The 19,490-nt window shown below is 40.4% G+C and carries 15 protein-coding genes, 1 tRNA gene and 1 pseudogene; 5 read left to right on the top strand and 12 right to left on the bottom strand.

Features of this window, described 5'->3' with window-relative positions; translation table 11 throughout:
• Nucleotides 1-43: 43 nt before the first annotated feature.
• Both DYH63_RS07040 and DYH63_RS07035 read right to left on the bottom strand, forming a co-directional pair.
• Nucleotides 44-2,407, bottom strand: a complete 2,364-nt coding sequence (locus tag DYH63_RS07040) for a hypothetical protein (RefSeq protein WP_162926955.1) — start codon at nt 2,405-2,407, stop codon at nt 44-46.
• Nucleotides 2,361-3,467 carry a hypothetical protein gene (locus tag DYH63_RS07035; RefSeq protein WP_162926954.1) on the bottom strand — a complete coding sequence of 369 codons (1,107 nt, stop codon included), beginning with the start codon at nt 3,465-3,467 and terminating at the stop codon, nt 2,361-2,363. Before DYH63_RS07035 ends, DYH63_RS07040 begins: the two co-directional genes overlap by 47 nt.
• 196 nt (nt 3,468-3,663) lie before the next feature.
• On the opposite strand from DYH63_RS07035, the gene DYH63_RS07030 reads away from it, so the two are divergent.
• The gene (locus DYH63_RS07030; protein WP_116788130.1) at nt 3,664-4,932 is read left to right on the top strand and encodes a porin; all 1,269 of its coding nucleotides are present in this window, start codon (nt 3,664-3,666) and stop codon (nt 4,930-4,932) included.
• Between the two features lie 91 nt (nt 4,933-5,023).
• Here DYH63_RS07030 and DYH63_RS07025 read toward each other — a convergent pair whose 3' ends face one another.
• The 3 genes from DYH63_RS07025 to trxB form a co-directional block, all read right to left on the bottom strand.
• Nucleotides 5,024-6,898 (bottom strand): T9SS type A sorting domain-containing protein, encoded by a 1,875-nt coding sequence (locus tag DYH63_RS07025; protein ID WP_116788129.1) that lies wholly within the window; start codon nt 6,896-6,898, stop codon nt 5,024-5,026.
• A gap of 101 nt (nt 6,899-6,999) precedes the next feature.
• Nucleotides 7,000-8,544, bottom strand: coding sequence for a helix-turn-helix domain-containing protein (locus DYH63_RS07020; RefSeq protein WP_162926953.1), 1,545 nt, complete (start codon nt 8,542-8,544; stop codon nt 7,000-7,002).
• Between the two features lie 219 nt (nt 8,545-8,763).
• Nucleotides 8,764-9,717 carry a thioredoxin-disulfide reductase gene (trxB, locus tag DYH63_RS07015; RefSeq protein WP_116788127.1) on the bottom strand — a complete coding sequence of 318 codons (954 nt, stop codon included), beginning with the start codon at nt 9,715-9,717 and terminating at the stop codon, nt 8,764-8,766.
• A gap of 188 nt (nt 9,718-9,905) precedes the next feature.
• Between trxB and DYH63_RS07010 the strand changes: the two genes are divergently transcribed.
• The 4 genes and pseudogenes from DYH63_RS07010 to DYH63_RS07000 all read left to right on the top strand — a co-directional run bounded on the left by DYH63_RS07010 (nt 9,906) and on the right by DYH63_RS07000 (nt 12,542).
• A tRNA-Pro gene (locus DYH63_RS07010) sits at nt 9,906-9,980 on the top strand.
• A gap of 298 nt (nt 9,981-10,278) precedes the next feature.
• On the top strand, nt 10,279-11,511 hold the full coding sequence (locus DYH63_RS07005; protein ID WP_116788126.1) for a site-specific integrase: 1,233 nt from the start codon (nt 10,279-10,281) through the stop codon (nt 11,509-11,511).
• 138 nt (nt 11,512-11,649) lie between these two features.
• Nucleotides 11,650-11,939, top strand: a pseudogene (locus DYH63_RS21830) (DUF1016 N-terminal domain-containing protein); the annotation flags it as partial.
• An 81-nt stretch (nt 11,940-12,020) separates the two neighbouring features.
• Nucleotides 12,021-12,542, top strand: coding sequence for a PDDEXK nuclease domain-containing protein (locus DYH63_RS07000; RefSeq protein ID WP_439952040.1), 522 nt, complete (start codon nt 12,021-12,023; stop codon nt 12,540-12,542).
• Between the two features lie 419 nt (nt 12,543-12,961).
• Here the strand turns inward: DYH63_RS07000 and DYH63_RS06995 are convergent, their stop codons facing one another.
• The 7 genes from DYH63_RS06995 to DYH63_RS21435 all read right to left on the bottom strand — a co-directional run bounded on the left by DYH63_RS06995 (nt 12,962) and on the right by DYH63_RS21435 (nt 19,483).
• Nucleotides 12,962-14,872, bottom strand: coding sequence for a pyrroloquinoline quinone-dependent dehydrogenase (locus DYH63_RS06995; RefSeq protein ID WP_116788125.1), 1,911 nt, complete (start codon nt 14,870-14,872; stop codon nt 12,962-12,964).
• 9 nt (nt 14,873-14,881) lie between these two features.
• Complete coding sequence (locus tag DYH63_RS06990) at nt 14,882-16,066, bottom strand: NAD(P)-dependent alcohol dehydrogenase (RefSeq protein ID WP_116788124.1); 1,185 nt, start codon at nt 16,064-16,066, stop codon at nt 14,882-14,884.
• Nucleotides 16,067-16,452: 386 nt separating this feature from the next.
• Entirely contained in the window at nt 16,453-17,175 is a 723-nt protein-coding gene (locus DYH63_RS06985; protein ID WP_116788123.1) for a carboxymuconolactone decarboxylase family protein, read from the bottom strand.
• 11 nt (nt 17,176-17,186) lie between these two features.
• A complete protein-coding gene (locus tag DYH63_RS06980) occupies nt 17,187-17,558 on the bottom strand; it encodes a (R)-mandelonitrile lyase (protein ID WP_240409073.1) in 372 nt (123 codons plus the stop codon).
• A gap of 113 nt (nt 17,559-17,671) precedes the next feature.
• Entirely contained in the window at nt 17,672-18,316 is a 645-nt protein-coding gene (locus DYH63_RS06975; protein ID WP_116788121.1) for an SDR family NAD(P)-dependent oxidoreductase, read from the bottom strand.
• A 30-nt stretch (nt 18,317-18,346) separates the two neighbouring features.
• Nucleotides 18,347-19,204 carry an SMP-30/gluconolactonase/LRE family protein gene (locus DYH63_RS06970; protein ID WP_116788120.1) on the bottom strand — a complete coding sequence of 286 codons (858 nt, stop codon included), beginning with the start codon at nt 19,202-19,204 and terminating at the stop codon, nt 18,347-18,349.
• 6 nt (nt 19,205-19,210) lie between these two features.
• A complete protein-coding gene (locus DYH63_RS21435; RefSeq protein WP_205528287.1) occupies nt 19,211-19,483 on the bottom strand; it encodes an alpha/beta hydrolase family protein in 273 nt (90 codons plus the stop codon).
• Nucleotides 19,484-19,490 lie beyond the last annotated feature (7 nt).

Genomic DNA, 19,490 nt, shown 5'->3' with positions numbered 1-19,490 from the left:
GTATTGTTATTGCAAATTTATTAAAATAAATCACTTTTAGTGCTTACTTCAAATAATACTCAAGTTCAGGGCAACTGTATCGCTTAAATACTTTGGTATTTTTATATTTTCCGTAAAAATCATTCAGGTAATCGCCCGGCTCGTGTTTTTTAACTTCTTCTCCCCAGTACCTGCTTTCATAATCTCCCGGATTGTTTATTACATACAGCATCAGGCTGGCCATAGCGCGGTGTTCATCACTTTTGGCTGTATCCAATGCCTTTTTATAATAGTATTTGGCAAGTGTAAAGTTTTTGTAATTACCCGCCATATACCCTTCTTCCTTTTTAGGAGCAATCTTTCCAAAATAAGCATCGTAATACATATACCCTTGGTAATAAGATTGCATTAGCCATGAATTACCCCTGTAGCTTAAATTGTAATATGCATGGGCTAATTGCATGTAACTTTCTGTATCTGTTTTCTTTTGCAGTTCTAATATCCTCTTTAGAAGTTTTGCTTTATTGAAATTGTATTCAAAAGGATTCCCTTTTTTAGCATAGTTAAGCACCTTAGGATAGAAAGGATCTTCATTAAGGTAATATTTATAATCCCATTCGTTTTTATAAAAAGAGTCCGGAATTTCTTTAAAAATATCATACGCCAACGGCAGGTTATTTTGCCTGAAAGCTATAGTACCCTTAAGGTCGAGGTAAAAATTTCGGTTAGTAGTTGTACCTTGACAAATAAAAGCCTCAAAAGGTGTTTTATCTTTTTTATCAATCAATGCCACTACCTTATCCATATCCTTGAGGGCAGCAAAGCGGTCAAAATAAGCAATATGCTCATAGGCCGGGGCTTTATCAAGGTCATCTGGCGTCCAGTACATATCGCTCTCTCCATAATTATATTTATACGTTTGCGATTTAAGAAACAATAATCCCGCTGTAGCCATATCGCCCTGTTTATTGTATTCTGAGGACAAAACGACCAATAACGAATACATACTCTTGTTATAGGAAGACTTAACCTTAACCATATCTTCCAGTTTATCAAAAGCCTCTACCAGTTTTTGCTGTACCACAGTATCCTGAATATCGCCTTGCCTGGCCACTACAAGTGCAAGCTCTATGTATTTTTGAACCTTAACGGCATCCGGGGCTTTGTCGCTTATCGCAGAAGCATACTTATAGCCATCTGCCATATTATCATCTATAAAGCTAAGATGCGCAATACCTGCGGCCAGATAATCTTTATTATTTGATGGCGTAGCCTCGTAAATACTGATAAGGTATTCTCTGACTTTACCCAGATATGCCATGTCTTTTATATAATTTACCTGCCTGTTTTTCTGAAATTCATCATCACTATCCGAATAGTAGTTATTAGAGACATCAGGCCCTGAATCTTTTATCTGAGAGAATAATACCCAGTCTTCCAGTTTATTAATTTCGCGGCCTGTAAGAAGTTTTAGGTATGGGCTTTGCGGGTCATATCCATATACCTTTTTAAGTACATCTAGTCCGGGACCGGGATTACGCATAGCACCAAGGGCAAGTATTACAGCACGTTCATGATCGTTCTTGGCAAATGCCATTGTGGCTTCCTGCTCCTCATAATTATAAGCCTGAGAAACTGCAATCACTTTTTCTTCGCAGGTATCAAAACACTGGCTTAGGTAATAATTTTGTTCAGCTTTATTTTCTGTCATGTATGCCCTGAAAAGTAATGCCCATGGCTTTAAAACCGTACCGGTGCTATCACTGGCAAAATAAGAATCATACAGCGGTAATATGTTTTCGCTGCGTCCATAGCGTATCAGCATAAAAGCATAACGCTGCTGTAAAAATTTATCCTTAATACCAGGTAGCTTATCTTCGATAGCCTTAAAAACTTTTCTTTCTGGAAGATCTTCTGCCCGCTCCCACCAGTCTTTGCTCCGGTCTTCATCCCACGATTCCCACTTCGAGTTTTGAGGGTTACCTGTATATTCCATTTGTTTGGCAAACGCAAAATAATCAAGTAGTGCTTTGTTTTCCGGTTTAAGTAGTGCTTTTACAAAAGTATTGCCTGCAAAAACTTGGGCAAGAGTACCCAATGCGTAAGCCGACTGAAATTTTTCAGGAACCGTTTTGTATTGCAACTCATAAATATTATTTTGGTCTACAGCGTTGCCAAGCCTTTTTTTCCACTCGTTACAATTGCGGTGACGGTCGGCATCACTGTGAATGTCATACTCATTGAAATAATGCTCTGAATAAAAGAATGGGCTAAATTTCTGGACATCATCTGTTACCGGCCTGAAGAACGCTAGTCGAAGCGTCTCGTAATCGTCTCCCCAACCACAGGCACCTGCTTGCACTGTAATAAGCAATGCCAGGCTAACGGCCAAACATTTCGTAAAAACCGGAAATTGTCTTGATACCATAATCGTTTATATAATTATTTTTCCACGAAAAAAAACTCACTTTACTATCCTCAAGGTCTACATTATCTTTGAGTATGCCTATCATCTTTTCCATTTCGGCATCAGATACCCTTTCTATCCGCAATTCATCGCCACTGCGGTAATATGTTTCTCCCAGTACTACATCTTTTGTAAAAGTGTAATGTGTATCGTCGCGTTTCTTAAAAATATCCCTTTCAAAATTTGTATGTTCTTCCGGAACAATACCCAGGAATTTTTCTCCCCTATAGGCCAGTGTCCAACTAAAAATAGGTAATGCGGCATCCAGTTTTAGGGGATAGTCGTCATGGTTTACATATTTCGCCATTTCGTGTGCTGAACCAATAGAATTATCTGTCTTTTGGCTGGCAGGGTCTTTCATGTTATAGCACATAAGTAATCCCCTGTCAGTTGGCGGAACACCGGCTTTCTCAAAATCACGATACTGCCACAATCTTATTGTTGCTGACAACTGGTACTGCGGTATTGTTTTTTTAATTTCTCCGAGAAGAAAAAAATAGTTGTCCTTGCTCTTTAGCGTCCAGTCGCAGTCTATGAGTATTTCTTTTATACGTTCCCTAAAGATTTTCTTTTCTTCTAGAATACAAGAGTATCTATTATCTTTTTCTTCATCTATATTATATCGATCTACAGTAGCGCCTGAAGCAAAATCTTCTGTTTTATCTAAAATAGTATTGATTCGTTTTTTTATCTGTCCGGCAAGTTCGGTAAGCTGCGAGCGGTTACTGTTTAGCACCACATCATTAGTTATGTAGATGCTTGGTGTTACCTCTCCGCGGTTGTGCTCATCAGCAAAATCCCATAAAGTAGCAATGGGGAGTGCTCTTTTTTCGTAGGGGTTCCACCCTACATCAAAAAGCCGCATATACATATGGCTCACTTTAAGAGAATCGGCCATATTGAAGTCAAAACTGTACGAAGAATATGATGTGTTCCAATAACAAAATGATCTTTTAATCTCATACTTTTCAGAACAGGAAATGGCGGCGAGGGCCAGCAACAGGCCCACTATTTTTTTCATTACAGTTGGTTTTTATCATTAACGAATTTACATATTTTATGTTATGAGAATATAAAAATTTAATATTGTTACCAAATGATTAATAAAGAGTTTCCTGAAAGTTTATTTAATGTTAAGGATATAAGTTGTTAACGTTAAATTAACCTGATAAATATCTTAAGATAATAGTTTTGCATCCGAAACACGAACTATAAACATGACACTACGACACCTCCTGTGTGCGGGCTTGATAATGGCCGGTACTGTAAGCTTATATGCACAGGATAACAACACAAAAACTACTTCTGTGGCAGTAACTGAGCCTACAGACGCATTACACTCCCAAAATGAAAAGAAACCTGTTGAAGAAAAGAAGTGGTACGACCGCTTTAGTATTCGCGGATATTTACAGTTTAGGCAAAACAATTTAATTAATACTAATGATGACCTGGGATGCGCCCAGTGCGATGCTAACTGGGGTGGTAATGGAGGCATATCAATAAGGCGTGCGCGTATAAATATTCTCGGCCAGGTATACCAAAACATTTACTTTAAGCTTGAAGCTGATTTTGCAGCAAGCGTAACAGGAAGTACAACAGGAAACTATACCCAACTTAGGGATGCTTATGTAGATGTAGGCCTTGACCCTGAAAATGTTTTAAAAGTAAGAATAGGGCAAAGTAAAGTACCTTATGGGTTCGAAAACCTGCAAAGTAGCGGAAACCGCCTGATGCTGGACCGTGCCGATGCCATGAACAGTGCGCTGCTTAACGAGCGTGACCTGGGTGCTTTTCTTTATTTTACCCCTGTAAAGTTTAAAAAACTATATGCTGATCTTGTAAATCAAAACTATAAAGGATCTGGCGACTTTGGTTTATTAGCATTCGGGGTTTATAACGGCCAGGCAACAAACCGTCAGGAAATGAACAAAAGTCAGCACATTGTAGCAAGAGCCACTTACCCGTTTATAATAGGTAACCAGATTATAGAAGCCAGCTTACAAGGATATGCCGGGCGCTATGTATTATATGATTCTCAACTAACATCGGGCATTAGCTATACTGCCGACAAAAATTATACAGACCAGCGTGCAGCGGCCAGTTTTATACTCTATCCCCGCCCTTTTGGTATACAGGCAGAATACAACATAGGCCGTGGCCCACAGTTTGATAAAACAACACTGTCTATTGTAGAAAAAGACCTTGACGGGGGTTATGTAATGACAAGTTACAGGCTACCGGTAAAAAATATGCTGTTTTTTCCGTTTGCGCGCTACCAGTACTATAATGGCGGCCGTAAGTTTGAAACCGATGCCCGCTCTTACGCAGTTCATCAAATAGACCTGGGAATGGAATGGCAGGTAAACAAGTACTTTGAACTAAGTGCAGAATATTGCATCTCTGACAGGCAGTATGAAGATTATGCCCTGCAGGATAATCACCAAAAAGGAAATTCGCTCAGGGTACAGGCGCAGGTTAACTTTTAAAACCAAACAAAAGAAAACCTTTTTGCGTTTAGCCATATAAAAAAGAAGCCGTCTCAGTATTTGAGACGGCTTCTTCAATATAATTCAGATATTACTCTTTTACTACCTTAAACGTTTCTGACTTTCCAGACGGTAAAACTGCTTTGAGTATATAGATACCCGTTTGCAAGGCAGATAGATTAACTTTTCCGCCTATCGGTTTTTGTTCACTAAGAAGTTGTCCTGACATATTAATTATAGATACTTTTTCAATATCGTCAGACGATGAAAAAGTAACAACATCTTTTACAGGATTTGGCGAAAACGATATTTTGTTTTTATTAAAATCATCCGTTGATAAGCTACTGCATTCGCCCGAAATAAAGAATACAGCCTGTACATTAGTTGCCTGCCAATCATGCTCTGGTGACAGGGTTTGTACTGTTGCGTGGCTTGATCCGGTAGATGTAATTTCCCAGTAAGCACCAAACATAGAGCTCGCCATAGGGCGTAACCAATATTTCCCTGTCTGGAAAGTCAACGGATTTGGTAAATCCACAGTAACCTGGTAAATAAAATAAGCGTTATTGCTGCTAGCCCCTATAACCAGTTGCTCTGTAGGTACTATATTTTGTACTGTTTGTACCACGCCGCCTGGAATACCATTGTTGTCTGCCATGAAACTGAAAGAAATATTTTGTATTTCATCTGCCGCAAACATATTCAGCCTTATTTGTTGTACCTCAAATTCACCCTCTACAACAAAATCATCTGCAACAAAAAAGGCTGGTTCTGATATTGATAATCCTTCTTCGTAATTATTGCTGTTAAGGCCATCTCCCTGAAAACAATTAAATTCAGGCTCTGTTGCCACAAATGGATTACCACATTTAATGGCTCTGGATCTTGTAAGGATATCTAATGCACACGAAGCGTTTGCGTGGGTATAAAAACGTATAAGGCCATCAACATCAGCTGTCCACTCATAAGTTCCAAAGCCATAGCCCAGTACTGTGGTACCATCTTCGTTACCTATGGTAATCATATCAGTATCAATAGAACTATAAAAAGTATAGTGTGTATTTGCAGTTACCTGCACCATTGAATATTGGCCTGCATATCCTGCCGGCGCAACAGATTCTATTGTAGTGTTACAGGCCGGAACAACTACCGCTACAGGTCCTTGCCCATTTGGTGCTTCAAGACATCCTTCAGATGGAGGTTGTTGTTCACCACAATGTATTGTTAATATCCTAGGCTCTTCGGTATAATCGCCTACGCCGCAGTTTTCATCCAGAAATATCTGAAACTGTACCTCGCCATCGGCAACGGCAGTCCATGTAACTTCACCAACGCCTACGGCAATAATTGCAGTACCTAAAGCATTAGTAATTGTAATGTGGTCTGTAGGCATAGAGCATTTAAAAGTGTACGGTGTATTTGCCGTAACCTGAACCGGACTATAACTACCCGTCCCGGCAAAATCGGTAATCATCTCGTCAGTACCGTTACAAAAAGGTGTATAAATGGTTGTGTTAGACCATGCACTTGTAAGGCAGCCTGCAACAGGTTCAGCAGGGTCATTAGGATCTGGTCCCGGGTCGCATTTTACGCTTTTTGTCCTGAAATTGGTAGCACTACCACATTGATCATCTGAATGGATATAAAAACGAATAACCTGGTCTGTTTGCGGTGTAAGTTCTAAAGTGCCGGTACCAAAAGCTATAACTTCAGTTCCTTCTTCGTTAGATAATGTAATAAAATCTGTTGCAATAGAACTTTTAAAAGTATAGGCCTTACCTGCTCCTATTTCTACTGTAGAAAAAGTACCGGCCTTGGCAACTGTTGTAATATTCTGAAAACTGTTATTGCAATAAGCGCTAAATTGCCCATAAGGCTGCTGTCCGTTTACTGATTCAAGGCAACCGGTTTGTGCGGCTACAAAACAACAATAGGAAAACAGGAGTAATGTAAATATTTTTCTCATATAATTAAATTTTATCCAAATGTAGTAATGAGGTCGTGTTTTTTATACAGTATGTCTTTCTGTTTCCTTGATTTCTAAAACTAAAAAATAAATGTAAAAAACTACAAATCAACACCTTTTAGTAATTTATTACTTTTATCTGCTTCTCGAAGAAAAGTTGAGGGAGACATACCTGTAATGCTTCTAAAAGTGGTTGTAAAAGTACTATGAGATGTAAAACCCGCTACTTCGCCAAGATAACTAATTTTATATGCAAGGTATTCTGGGTTATTATGAATCTTATCGCAGATATAATTAATCCGTAAATCGTTAATATATGCGCTAAAATTCTTCCCCTTATATTTATTTACAATTTGGGAAAGATAGGTTGTATTTGTTTTTAGTTGGGTAGCAACTGTTGATATACTAAGCTTTGGGTTTGTAAATTTACCAGACTGCTCAAACCTAACCAGCTTTTCTAAAATTTCCTTCTCTATCTCAGGAGAAATACCCAGGCTTCCGGTTTCTTTAGCAGACATTAAAACATGAGGTAATTCAGGTTGTTCTGCTCTGTTCAACTGGCTTATTATGGCTTCATATTGTTTTTTCTGTATTTTCTTTTTGTATCGTAAATACAACAATATGCCAGTACCAATTGCTAAAGTTAGTCCAAGTAATATTAGCAGCCTGTTATTTTGCCTTTGGGCAGAAGTAATCTTATTCGTATAATTTTTTTCTTCAATCTTAACGACGCTTTTAATAGTGTTAAGATTATTGTTAGATATTTCGCTTTTGAGGGCTAAATATCTTTCATTAAAAAAATCATATTTTTTAGTGTTACCTAATATTTTATAGTTTTTTAGAATTGCAAGATATATTTCTGATTTAAGGGTATCATCCTGAAAATCATCGCGCCCTAAAACTGCCGAAAGTGTATCGATAGCTCTTTGATATTGTTTTTCTTTTGTATAAATATTTGCAAGGGTAAACAAGGCATATGGATTTACAGAAGGGTTTTGTTTGATTTCCAAAACCTTTTCCAAATATACTAAAGAAGAGTCCAGCTTACCCATCTCATACATACAATCGGCTAAGTTGTAATAAGAGCGCTTAACAAAATAAGGAGAATTCTCGTTCATGGTAGTAAATTCGGTTAAAGAATGCCTGAAGTGCATGTTTGCACTGCCATATTTCTTATCGGCAAATTCAATTTTCCCTAATTCTATGTAAGATAGTCCTCTTAGCATATGTTTATTATCTCCTTCGGACAATTTTTGAATTTCGTCAATGGCTTTTAGTATGTATTCTGTAGCCTTATCTTTAAATTCAATCTTTAAATACATTTGGGCAATTGTTCCATATACCTGCGTGGTAACTTCCGGATCATTTGTTGCTTCGGCTGTTTCTTTTGCTTTAAAAAGAAGGTCGGTAAACTTTTGAGTGTCTTTTTTAGCAAAATAAGCAAATGACATAAATACAAGAGCATTAGATTTTTGCCGGTCTGATGAGGAATGATCTAAAATATACTGCCCTGTTTTTATAACCTCTTCAGGATTTGTATTTCTTAATTCGTTTAATCTTTTTTCCAGACGATCCAGATTATTTACATTTTGTGCAAACAAAAAAGTTGTATGTAGTAATAAAAGTATCTGGAGTATTATTTTCACGGGTTGATTATATAAGCCGTAAAGGTAGCATATATAATTTTTCGGATGTCATCTTAAACAGCGGTTCGTAAAATATTTGTAATCTTAGATAGCTGAATATAAATTAAAAAGAATTTGTGTTTAAATGTACTTAAGTGCACAATTTAAAACGTTAGTAATACCAATAAAAAACGGGATTGATTAATCAATCCCGTTTTTTATTGGTGGTAATCATATTGATTAATGGCTTTCAATGTCAGCGAGATACCTTTCGGCATCCAGTGCTGCCATACAGCCAGTACCTGCGGCAGTAATAGCCTGACGGTATATATTATCCTGTACGTCTCCTGAGGCAAATACACCCGGAAGGTTTGTTTTTGTAGATTTAGCTTCAGTAATTAGATATCCGGTTTCATCCATATCCAGCTGCCCTTTAAAAATATCAGTATTTGGCTTATGCCCAATGGCCACAAATAAACCTGTAATACTTATTTCTTTTTTCTCTCCCGTTTCATTATTTACAGTACGAAGGCCTTCTACTACCTGGTCGCCCAGTACTTCATCTACTTCTGTATTGTAGAGCACGGTTAAGTTTGGTGTATTTTGAACCCTGTGCTGCATAGCTTTACTCGCCCTCATTACATCTTTACGTACCAGCATTGTTACATTTTTACAAATGTTAGCCAGATAAGTAGCTTCTTCGGCAGCGGTATCTCCTGCGCCTACAATGGCTACATCCTGACCACGATAAAAGAAACCATCGCAAACTGCACAGGCAGATACTCCCCCACCCCTTAGGCGCTGTTCACTTGGCAACCCAAGGTATTTTGCAGTAGCTCCTGTAGATATAATAATAGTATGGGCAAGTAATTCTTTGTTATTGTCTATGGTTACTTTGTGCCAGCCACCTTCCTGGGTACTAAATTCAACAGCAGTAGCCATACCTATGCGTACCTGTGTACCAAAACGCTCAGCCTGTTGCTGTAGCTGTATCATCATTGTAGGGCCATCTATACCCTGCGGATATCCTGGAAAATTATCTACTTCTGTAGTAGTAGTTAATTGTCCACCCGGCTCCATACCGGTATATAATACAGGATTCATATCGGCACGGGCTGCATAAATAGCAGCGGTATATCCCGCAGGCCCGGACCCTATAATAAGGCATTTAATTTTTTCTATAGTATCAGACATAATCTTTGATTAGTAAAGTTTGTGAATTTACAGACTGCAAATGTATGCCTTATAATGCTTATTTTATATAGAAAGATATTAGTTTTGATTATTGAAAAATAAAATTTGCTTATAGTGTTTGATAATTAAAAAATAGTTCTATATTTGCAACCGCTTTCAGGAAGCATTTTTGCTAAATGAAAACAACTCGGGGTGTAGCGTAGCCCGGTCATCGCGCCTCGTTTGGGACGAGGAGGTCGCAGGTTCGAATCCTGCCACCCCGACTAAAAAGCCTTCAACGGCAGTCAGAAACCCGCAAATCATCAGTATTTGCGGGTTTTTTCGTTTTATACCCTAAAATGAAAACGGCATTTATATCAATCTTTTTGTGAGTAATTAGGTGAGTAAATTTCAATGCGAAAAAATTTACTCACAAAAACAGGGTTAAAAAATTGAATACCAAATTGTTACAGCAATTTTTTAACACTTTTTCAGAGCCAAATAACGCCCGCCAATGCCACCATTTGCGAAGCAATTGAATTGAGTCGGTACTTAAGTTGGTTTAATTTAAAGTATTACGCGATGAAAAGCACAAACACGTTCGGCATTCACTTTATTATAAGGTTGCCAAAACAGGGAAAAGGTTCGAAGGCTCTCATTTATGCTCGTTTGACAATCAATGGAAAGAGAGCAGAAATTTCACTTAAACAAAAAGTAGATGCCAAAGCCTGGGATAACGTCCGAGGCAGAGCACGGGGTAAGACAGCAGAGAGTAATAAACTCAATAGCTACCTCGAACGAGTACGCACCATTATTTCAGATGGCTATTATGACCTTATTCAAAAACGCAGGCCGGTCACCGTTGATGTTGTAAAATCACTATTCGTAGGTGTTGAAGAAGAAACACTTACCCTCAGTAAATTGATTGATTATCATTATGAGATGGCATTAGGTAAACTTGCCCCAGGTACAATGAAAAACTATGGCACCACCCAAAGATATCTTCATAAGTTCTTAAGGGAAAAATTATTCAGGAATGATATCTTACTGTCAGAACTGAACTATAAGTTTTTATTGGACTTTGAAAATTACCTAGCTAACCATACGCCCAAAGACCATCAGAAAGCACTACACAACAACGGTATCATGAAGCACATTGAGCGGTTCCGTAAAATGGTTAACCTTGCCGTGATGCTCGACTGGCTGCCAAAAGATCCTTTTTCCAGCTTTAAGAAACACTTTGATAAGGTGCAGAGGCAATCTCTGACGGATGATGAACTTACCAGGCTGTCCAATAAAGATTTCGACATTGAGCGTCTAGGAAGTGTTCGGGATATGTTCCTCTTCAGCTGCTATACCGGGCTGGCGTATATCGACCTTTTTGAACTGAGCCCAGATAATATAATAACAGGTATAGATGGTGGGCTTTGGCTCTATACAAGCAGGACTAAAACCGATACAAACGTTCGTGTACCTCTTTTACCACAAGCGCAGGCACTCATGGAAAAATATCGCGATAATCCAAAAGCGCAGAATAAAGGGAAATTATTTCCGGTTATCTCCAACCAGAAAATGAACGGATACCTCAAAGAGATAGCGGATGTTTGCGGAATTACTAAACCACTTACTTTCCATATTGCACGCCACACCTTCGCTACAACCGTCACGCTTAGTAATGGCGTACCCATTGAAAGTGTATCCAGGATGCTAGGCCACACAACGATTCGTACAACCCAGATATACGCTAAGGTTATTGAAAATAAACTTAGCGAAGATATGGGCAGACTTAAAGAAAGACTATCGGTTGGTATATAATCTAAAGATGTGGTCATGGGAAATATAAATACCGATAATCTGGCGCAAAAGGTCTCAAGCCTGTTGCTTGACGCCCGCAGGAAAGTTTTGCAGACGGTCAACCATACAATGGTAATTACATATTAAGAGATAGGAAGGATGATTATCGAAGAAGAACAAAACGGAAAAGAAAGGGCTGCTTACGGAAAACAGCTTATAGCTGAATTGTCAAAAAAGCTGATCGTAAATTTTGGAAAGGGTTTTCTCAGCGAAACCTTGAGCAAATGAGGCAGTTTTACCTTGCCTACTCAATTCCGCAGACACTGTCTGCGGAATTCCAAAATACTAATTATAAAGATGATAGCTTTCAATTGAGCTGGTCACACTACCTTAAGTTAATGAGGATCGATGATATTTATGAACGTAAATTCTATGAAATTGAATCTTTAAAAAATAATTGGAGCTTAAGGGAGCTAAACAGGCAATACGATTCAGCACTATTTACAAGACTCTCCCGTTCAAGAGATGAATTGCAAGTCCTGAGACTCGCCAAAGAGGGGCAACTATTTGAAAGGCCACAGGATGCTATAAAAGACTCCTACAGATTAGAATTCATTGGCCTACCTGAAAAAGCTTCCTATTCAGAAACGGAATTGGAAGAAAAATTAATTGAAAAACTAGAATCTTTCATCCTTGAACTCGGGACAGGTTTCACCTTTGTAGGCAGGCAGGAACGCATCAGTTTTGACGACAAGCACTTCAGGGTTGATTTAGTATTCTACAATCGGTTGCTAAGGTGCTTTGTCCTAATCGACTTAAAAATTGGCGAACTTAAGCACCAGGATATAGGTCAAATGCAGATGTATGTAAATTATTATGACAGGAAAATCAAACTAAAGGAAGAAGGAAAAACAATAGGCATAATACTCTGCCAAAATAAAAGTGAAGCAGTTGTCGAATTTACCCTACCGGAAAATAATACGCAAATTTTTGCAAGTAAATACATGACAGTGTTGCCCAGTAAACAAAGTTTGGCCAAACTTAGTATGTAAGTACAAAAGAACGTATTATCTACCCCTCCTTTTTACAATTTAATTACTGCTCTTACGTTATCGTTAGCACTGCATTGTTCAGTCGTGCACCGAACAACTCAATCGTCGAGATCTTAAGGCGCTGATTTACAAACGGGGCTTTAAATGTCCGCTCACCTTACACGCTTTCTCAAGCAAAGGGTTGGATGTACATCCAAATGAACTAAATTTATCAGCGCTGTATATTTGATACCATATAAATTCGAACAGCCTATCGCTGCTACAATTGTTGTGACTGTTTTTAAGAAGTTGCGTCAGTTGTAGTTGTTGTTGTAGTTGTTGTTGCTTTCATTATTTTCATCAGGTGTATCTTCAGATGAGAGATTAATGTTTTTTTCATAGTAACTGTTTTTAGTTGATAGTAGTTGGAGTAAAGTAAATTATTTTAAAGGGAGTGCGAAGGCCATAATAGATCCTGAAGGGTTTTCAGGCGTACCTGCTACGGATAAGGCAACATATTGCCTGCCGCCGGCTTCATACGTACAAGCGGTCGCATTTGCAATGGCAGGCAGCGAGTACTGCCAGAGCAGTCTTCCTGAAAGCTTGTCTAAGGCACGGAGCTGTTTATCTTCTGTGCCGCTAATAAAGATGACCCCCCCCGCTGTAACTATCGGCCCTGCCTTGCCTTCCTGTCCGGTTTCGGGAGCACCTTTCGCCTGCCGCCCGCTATCATTCCCCAACGGGAGCTGCCATGCGTAATCACCTGTCGCCATATTTATGGCGCTAAGCGTACCCCAGGGTGGAGTAATAGCCGGATTGCCACTTGGATCTTTCCATGTTTTGTAACCTGTAGTGTTCACGTATTCATTTGTCCCAGCACCCCGGGCATCAGGCGCAAACTGGCTATCAGCCGTTTTCTGCGCTTCTTCGACCGACGCGTTCTTTTTACCTTTCTTAATCGTGATTAGGTCAGCCGCTTCGGTAGATTTTACATAAAGTAAATTAGTCGCAGGATCGTAAGCCGCACCGCCCCATTCTGCACCGCCCCTTGTCCCAGGCAGCTGTAAGGTACCCTGCATATCAGGTGGAGAATACAACCCTTCGTAACGCATTGTCCGGAATTGTCTAATTAACGAATCGTGGTCGGCAGCCGAATAATTACTCAGGTCTGCCTCTGTGACCAATTGCCGGGCGAAAGGTTTGGGTTTTACCGGAAAAGGCTGTGTCGGGGAGGATACTTCACCCGGCATGCGTGAAACAGGAACCTTGCGTTCTTCCACAGGGAATATGGGAATTCCTGTCTCCCGGTTGAATACGAATACGAAACCCTGTTTAGTGATCTGTGCTACAGCATCAATTTTTTTTCCATCTTTTGTGATTGTGATCAGTGCAGGCGGTGCAGGAAGGTCATAATCCCACAAGTCGTGGTGTACGGTCTGAAAATGCCAAATGTGCTGCCCTGTAGCGGCATTCAGCGCAACCACGCAATTCCCGTACAAATTTTCACCTGTTCTATCCGCGCCATAAAAGTCGTACGATGGAGAACCCAATGCCAAAAACACTATGCCCTGCTTGCTGTCAATACTCAATCCTGCCCAGTTATTTACCCCTCCCACTTTTTTGTAGGCATCCTTTGACCAGGTTTCATATCCCGATTCCCCGGGATTTGGAACCGTGTGAAAGGTCCAAACCAATTTACCTGTTTTGCAGTCATAAGCACGAATGTATCCCGGTTGCGACCCGTAGGTGTCCGGTACACGGCAGCCTATTATGATAAGGTTCTTGTAGATGCCGCCCGGGGAAGTTAGAGATACGTAAAATGAGTTAAGATCTTTACTGCGAAGGCCAACCTTTAAGTCTACCTTGCCGCCGTTGCCGAAACCAGAAATCAATTTGCCGGTACGGGCGTCCAGTGCGATAAGATTGTTATCCGCCGACATCAATATCCTTTTCTCGTTGCCGTCCTCCCAGTACGTCAGCCCCCTGTTTACCTCAGAGCCATTTTTTCCGTTCAATGGGTCAAAAGACCATATTTGTTTCCCGGTTGCAGCGTTCACAGCGTACGCACTTTGGTTTGCAGAACTTGCATACAACACTCCATCAACGATTATCGGGTTACATTCACTTTTACCGGGTTCAACACCAAACTTTTTGTCGTTCAATTTCAATATCCAGGCTGGTTTCAGCTGACTTACATTTGTCGCTGTAATCTGTGTTAAAGGTGAGTAATTGGTGCTACCCTCACCGCTTTTATACACAGACCATGAACGGTCGCCGGATTGCCCGTAACAACCACTCGCAGCTAACAATATGCCAATGTGCAACATTGTCGATTTAAGTTTATTTTTCATAGCTTACATTTATATTGTCTCCGCATCGATTACATAACGGTATCTTGCTTCTTTATTTACCAGCTTATCCCAAACTACATTTATCTCTGATGCCTTGATAACTTGGACCTCAGGATAAATCTTGTTAAGTGCACAATAATCCATCACTTCCTGGGTTTCCGGTATGCCACCGATGAGCGAGCTGTTATAATTTACCCTGCTGAACATAAAATTCGTATTGCTGATTTCCAGTTTCCCTTCGATAGGCTGGCCGACCTGAGTAAAGTGACCATATGGTTTCACGCAGGTAACATAAGCCGAAAGGTCAAAAGCATAAGGTATGGTCGAGATCATATAGTCTAGTTTTCCGGCATAGGGCGTCAACTTATCCAATGAATCCACAAGGATTACTTCTTTAGCACCAAAGCCCAAGATATCATAGCGTTTGCTTTCACTGGTGGTAAAAGCATAAACTTCAGCCCCTTTCGCTACGGCAATCTTAATGGCCAAATGCCCAAGGCCGCCAATACCAGCAACGCCAATCTTATCGCCTTTTTGGATTTTAGCATTCATCAGGGGTGAGTAGGTAGTGATACCCGCACACAAAAGGGGCGCTGCATTTTGCAGACTTATTGTTTCCGGAATCCTGATTGCGAAGTGCTCATCGACAACGATATTATTCGAGTAGCCTCCCTGCGTGATGCCGGTTGGATCAGATTTGTCCGGCACCCCATACGTTCCCACCATGCCGGTTGTCTCGCAGTGATGTTCCTCACCATTTTTACAGCTCGTACACTTCATGCAACTGCCTACCATGCAGCCCACACCGGCTTTATCGCCGACTTTGAATTTGGTTACATTTTTACCTACTGCTGCTACAATGCCTGCAATTTCGTGGCCCGGTACCTGGGGGTAAACTTGTTCACCCCAGTGGCCACGGATGGTATGGATATCAGAATGGCAAATCCCAGAAAATTTAATGTCGATCAATATGTCATTATTGCCTACGGCTCGGCGCTCAAAGTTCCAGACCGTTAATTTGCTTTTCGCATCACGGCCAGCATAGCCATTCGATTTGATTTTACTCATAATAATAGTATTGTTTTTGGTTTCTGCGAATAAATTTAGTCCACCCCCCAGCACCATGCCAGCGCTAAAAGCAGTTGACTGTTTTAGAAACTTTCTCCTAGATCTGTTTTCACTTCCCTTTTCCATATTCCTTATTGTTTAGTTGATTATTACTGAGTAAATCAATGGCGCTACATCAGCAACAAGGGGCTGGCTGTAACCTTAACAGCTTGTTCATAATACCGTCTTGCACATCTTAGATTGTGTACTATTTACTTTGGTGTGATCTTAATGCTCTTTGTTTTAGCATGTGCAACTATCTTCGGAAACAAAAGTATCGGCTGTAGTCCTACTTATTGAGGTAGGGCCTCGTCGATCTGCTTATTTAACACAGCGTTTATAGCTGGTCCGAAAGTGACGTCTTTTACCATCCCGCAGCTTGAATCTACAGTGCTTTTTGTGATATGGGTAGCATTGTACCAGGAGAGCCAAATTGATGCGAGCGTTACAACCTCCTTTTTCATAATACTCAATTATTGTTTTTTACTGTCCAGCACTTTATCCAGCGTTTTACGTGCCATATCTCCTTGCGCCTTGTTTACGGCTTGGTCGATAATTATAAACGCCTCCTTAAATTGACTTTCCGTCATACCTGTATTCATACCCATTCCAATGTGTGCCTCTAATTGCGCCTCCACCCCGGTCAATGCGGCTAGGGCTGAAACTGTTATCAGTTCCCTTTGCTGAAAAGTCAGCACATCGCTGCTGAAAATGTCTGCAAACAAATGTTCTTTTAAGTAGGAATCAATGGCCGGCGCAAAAGCATTCACACCGGTAAGATACTTCTCGTCAGTCCCTGTAAGTTGTTGCAAATTTTTTTTACCGGTTTGATATTTGTCTTTATCATTGAACGCCGACGCAGTTTTGCCCTCCGGATAATGTATACCTTTTGCCTTGCGCTCGTCCAAAACAACCATAAAGGCATTGATTGCATTCAGGCTGCGCGGAAAACCGCAATAAGCGTAAAGTTGTATCAGTTCATCTTTTATTTCGTTGACCGTTAAACCCGCGTCCATGCCAATTTTGAGGTACCCTTTAAGCTGTTCTATATTGCCAACGGCGGTTAGTGCTGAAATGGCAACCATGCTCTGCTGTCTGCAATCTAGCTTATTGTTATTGTCCATAATATGCTGTGCTTTTATGTTGGATGCGAGGCTAGTTATTATCAATGCCGATAAGGTCAAAATTTTTTTCATAGCGTCTTTTATTAATCTGTTTCCTTGGGTCCATCATACTCTTGGTCGCACACAGGCCTTAGCCAGGTCCCAATGCCACGGTCAGCATTAGGGTTTAAGGATATGTGAGTCATAGCACTGTCCTTTGATGCACCGTGCCAGTGCTCGACATTTGGCGGGCAGGTGATTACGTCACCCTTATGGATTATACGTATGGGCTTACCTTTTTCCTGTGTGTAACCCGTACCTTCGGTTACCATTAGGATTTGTCCGGCATTGTGGGTATGCCAGTTGCTCCGTGCACCTGGCGAAAAGGTCACATTACCGGCAACAAGGTTGAAAGTACTGTCTTGGGCAAGAAGGGGCAGCACCCAAACCTTTCCTGTAAAATTTGCCGGTGTCAATTTTCCTTTCGGAAAGATAGAATCTTTAACAATATTCTTTGCTTGGCCTTGTATCCCGAAAAAGAATAAACAGGCAACCGTCATCTTGAAAGTACATTTCATAAAAATCAGTTTTAAATTATTACTTCAACCTCAATTCTGTCGTTGAACATTTCCCAGTAAGCCTGGGCTAGTTTTACCGGGTTATGGTTTGTACTATCTGGGGTTATCTTAGCCGTAATAGTTAGTGTTCCCACATAAATACCTTCTTGGCCCAACTTTTCATTTAATTGAAGGGCAAGGTTTCTGATACCGGCTTTTCCTATGGAAAGCGTACCATTTTTAAATGAGGGATGCGTTGCAAAACCTCCTCCGGTCAGGAGGATTGTACCACTACTTACTTTCAAATCAGCAATTGTTAACTGAATGCTTTTTAAAGCACTACCAACATTTATCTTGAAATCATCCATGAACTCCTGCGGCTCAACGTCTAAAATATCTTTGTTTTTAAGTGCCGCGGGATTATATATCAATACACTAATACCTCCCAATTGCCTAGTGAGCTCCCTGATGGCATGTTCCAGACTGATATAGTCTGTTGCATCTGCAACTTCTGAATAGGCATCTATGTGTTGCTCAGCCAGCGTTTTCAATATTACTGCTGCCTTATTTTTATCGCGGTTGATCAAACCTACAGCAAATCCTTCCTTACCAAATTTTTCGGCAGTTGCCAGGCTTAAGCCTTCTCCTGCCCCTATGATTAAAAGTGATTTCTTCATTATTCATATTTTTTGTTTACATTTCAATACTCACTGCTCAAACCGGTAGGCTACCACTGATTTTTTAAACAGGGTAGGCACAAAAACGATTTGATTTGCCGGATCGTATCCTATATCTGCACAGTTTATCCCGTCGGCCTCAGTATCTAGTAGCAGTTCCTCATTTCCTGACTTTCCAAGGTAGTAAGCTAGGCCACTATAAATGGTGAACAGGAAATTACCCTTCCCGAGCGCTACTATGCCATCGCCCCCCTTTTTTGGGATATTTGCTAGTGCGATTATTTTTCTTTGCGGGTTTATCCTGTAGACGTGTTCGTCTGTGAGCACATATAAGTTCCTGCCTGTTGCACATAAACCGTTAACTCCGCATAAGCCACTAAAATATAAAGATGGCTTGCCATTATAAATTTGAATGATCTTGCCAAGTTCTGAATCAGACACATATATTGAGCCTTTGTCATCGACGGCAATATCATTTAACCCTTTTGCCCCCTCAACCTGAATTCTCGACTCTATTTTTCCCGTGGCGGTATCAATGACGACAACTTCAGAAATGTTTGTTACATACAGCCTGCCTTTCCATATTCCCATTCCTTTTGGAGCGTTCAAACCGGTAACCCATGAGGCATTAATAATTTTTCCGTTACGGTCCAGTTTTGCTATTCCCCCTTTTCCGTCTTTCTCTAAAGCCTGGCCATCCACTAGTGAAACATAAAGGCCGTCCGGTACAACCAGTACAGATTCGGGCACTGCAAGTGTCGGTTCACTTTCCCAAAGCCTGGTCAGTTTGTGTTGGGCATGAACATGAGTAAACGAGAGTAGCATTAGACCCATAATCAGGCATTTTACGCTGCCTGATTCTAAGTACTGATTTGTTGCTATGCTCATGGGTGCTTAATCAAGTTTATTTTTTTTTAGAAAATCTGATAAGAGGTCGGCTAGCTGAATATTGTTCAGGTCTGAAAAAGCAAAATGTGTGTTACCGTATATCCCTATTTCAGGCAAGTGGACAACTGTAACATTGCCGCCGCGCTTATTAACTGCAGCGGCCCACTCCCTAGCTAGATTAAGACGGAAGAGCCAGTCGTTTTGATGGGGGTTATCGGTTGGATTGGCCGGTATGTTGTCCCCATAATAGATCATAATTGGCACCTTTGTATACTCCATAAACTTC

The sequence above is a fragment of the Flavobacterium psychrotrophum genome (assembly GCF_003403075.1).
Classification (GTDB): Bacteria; Bacteroidota; Bacteroidia; order Flavobacteriales; family Flavobacteriaceae; genus Flavobacterium; species Flavobacterium psychrotrophum.
The sequence above is the reverse complement of the archived record's forward strand: the minus strand, read 5'-3'. Positions and strand labels throughout refer to the sequence as shown.

What these genes read in the sequence shown, in the direction of transcription:
- DYH63_RS06975 (WP_116788121.1), bottom strand. Translation starts at nt 18,316, where the DNA reads ATGAAGAAATCACTTTTAATCATAGGGGCAGGAGAAGGCTTAAGCCTG.
- DYH63_RS07025 (WP_116788129.1), bottom strand. Translation starts at nt 6,898, where the DNA reads ATGAGAAAAATATTTACATTACTCCTGTTTTCCTATTGTTGTTTTGTA.
- DYH63_RS06985 (WP_116788123.1), bottom strand. Translation starts at nt 17,175, where the DNA reads ATGAAAAAAATTTTGACCTTATCGGCATTGATAATAACTAGCCTCGCA.
- trxB (WP_116788127.1), bottom strand. Translation starts at nt 9,717, where the DNA reads ATGTCTGATACTATAGAAAAAATTAAATGCCTTATTATAGGGTCCGGG.
- DYH63_RS21435 (WP_205528287.1), bottom strand. Translation starts at nt 19,483, where the DNA reads ATGGAGTATACAAAGGTGCCAATTATGATCTATTATGGGGACAACATA.
- DYH63_RS07040 (WP_162926955.1), bottom strand. Translation starts at nt 2,407, where the DNA reads ATGGTATCAAGACAATTTCCGGTTTTTACGAAATGTTTGGCCGTTAGC.
- DYH63_RS07030 (WP_116788130.1), top strand. Translation starts at nt 3,664, where the DNA reads ATGACACTACGACACCTCCTGTGTGCGGGCTTGATAATGGCCGGTACT.
- DYH63_RS07035 (WP_162926954.1), bottom strand. Translation starts at nt 3,467, where the DNA reads ATGAAAAAAATAGTGGGCCTGTTGCTGGCCCTCGCCGCCATTTCCTGT.
- DYH63_RS06990 (WP_116788124.1), bottom strand. Translation starts at nt 16,066, where the DNA reads ATGGAAAAGGGAAGTGAAAACAGATCTAGGAGAAAGTTTCTAAAACAG.
- DYH63_RS06970 (WP_116788120.1), bottom strand. Translation starts at nt 19,204, where the DNA reads ATGAGCATAGCAACAAATCAGTACTTAGAATCAGGCAGCGTAAAATGC.
- DYH63_RS07005 (WP_116788126.1), top strand. Translation starts at nt 10,279, where the DNA reads ATGAAAAGCACAAACACGTTCGGCATTCACTTTATTATAAGGTTGCCA.
- DYH63_RS06995 (WP_116788125.1), bottom strand. Translation starts at nt 14,872, where the DNA reads ATGAAAAATAAACTTAAATCGACAATGTTGCACATTGGCATATTGTTA.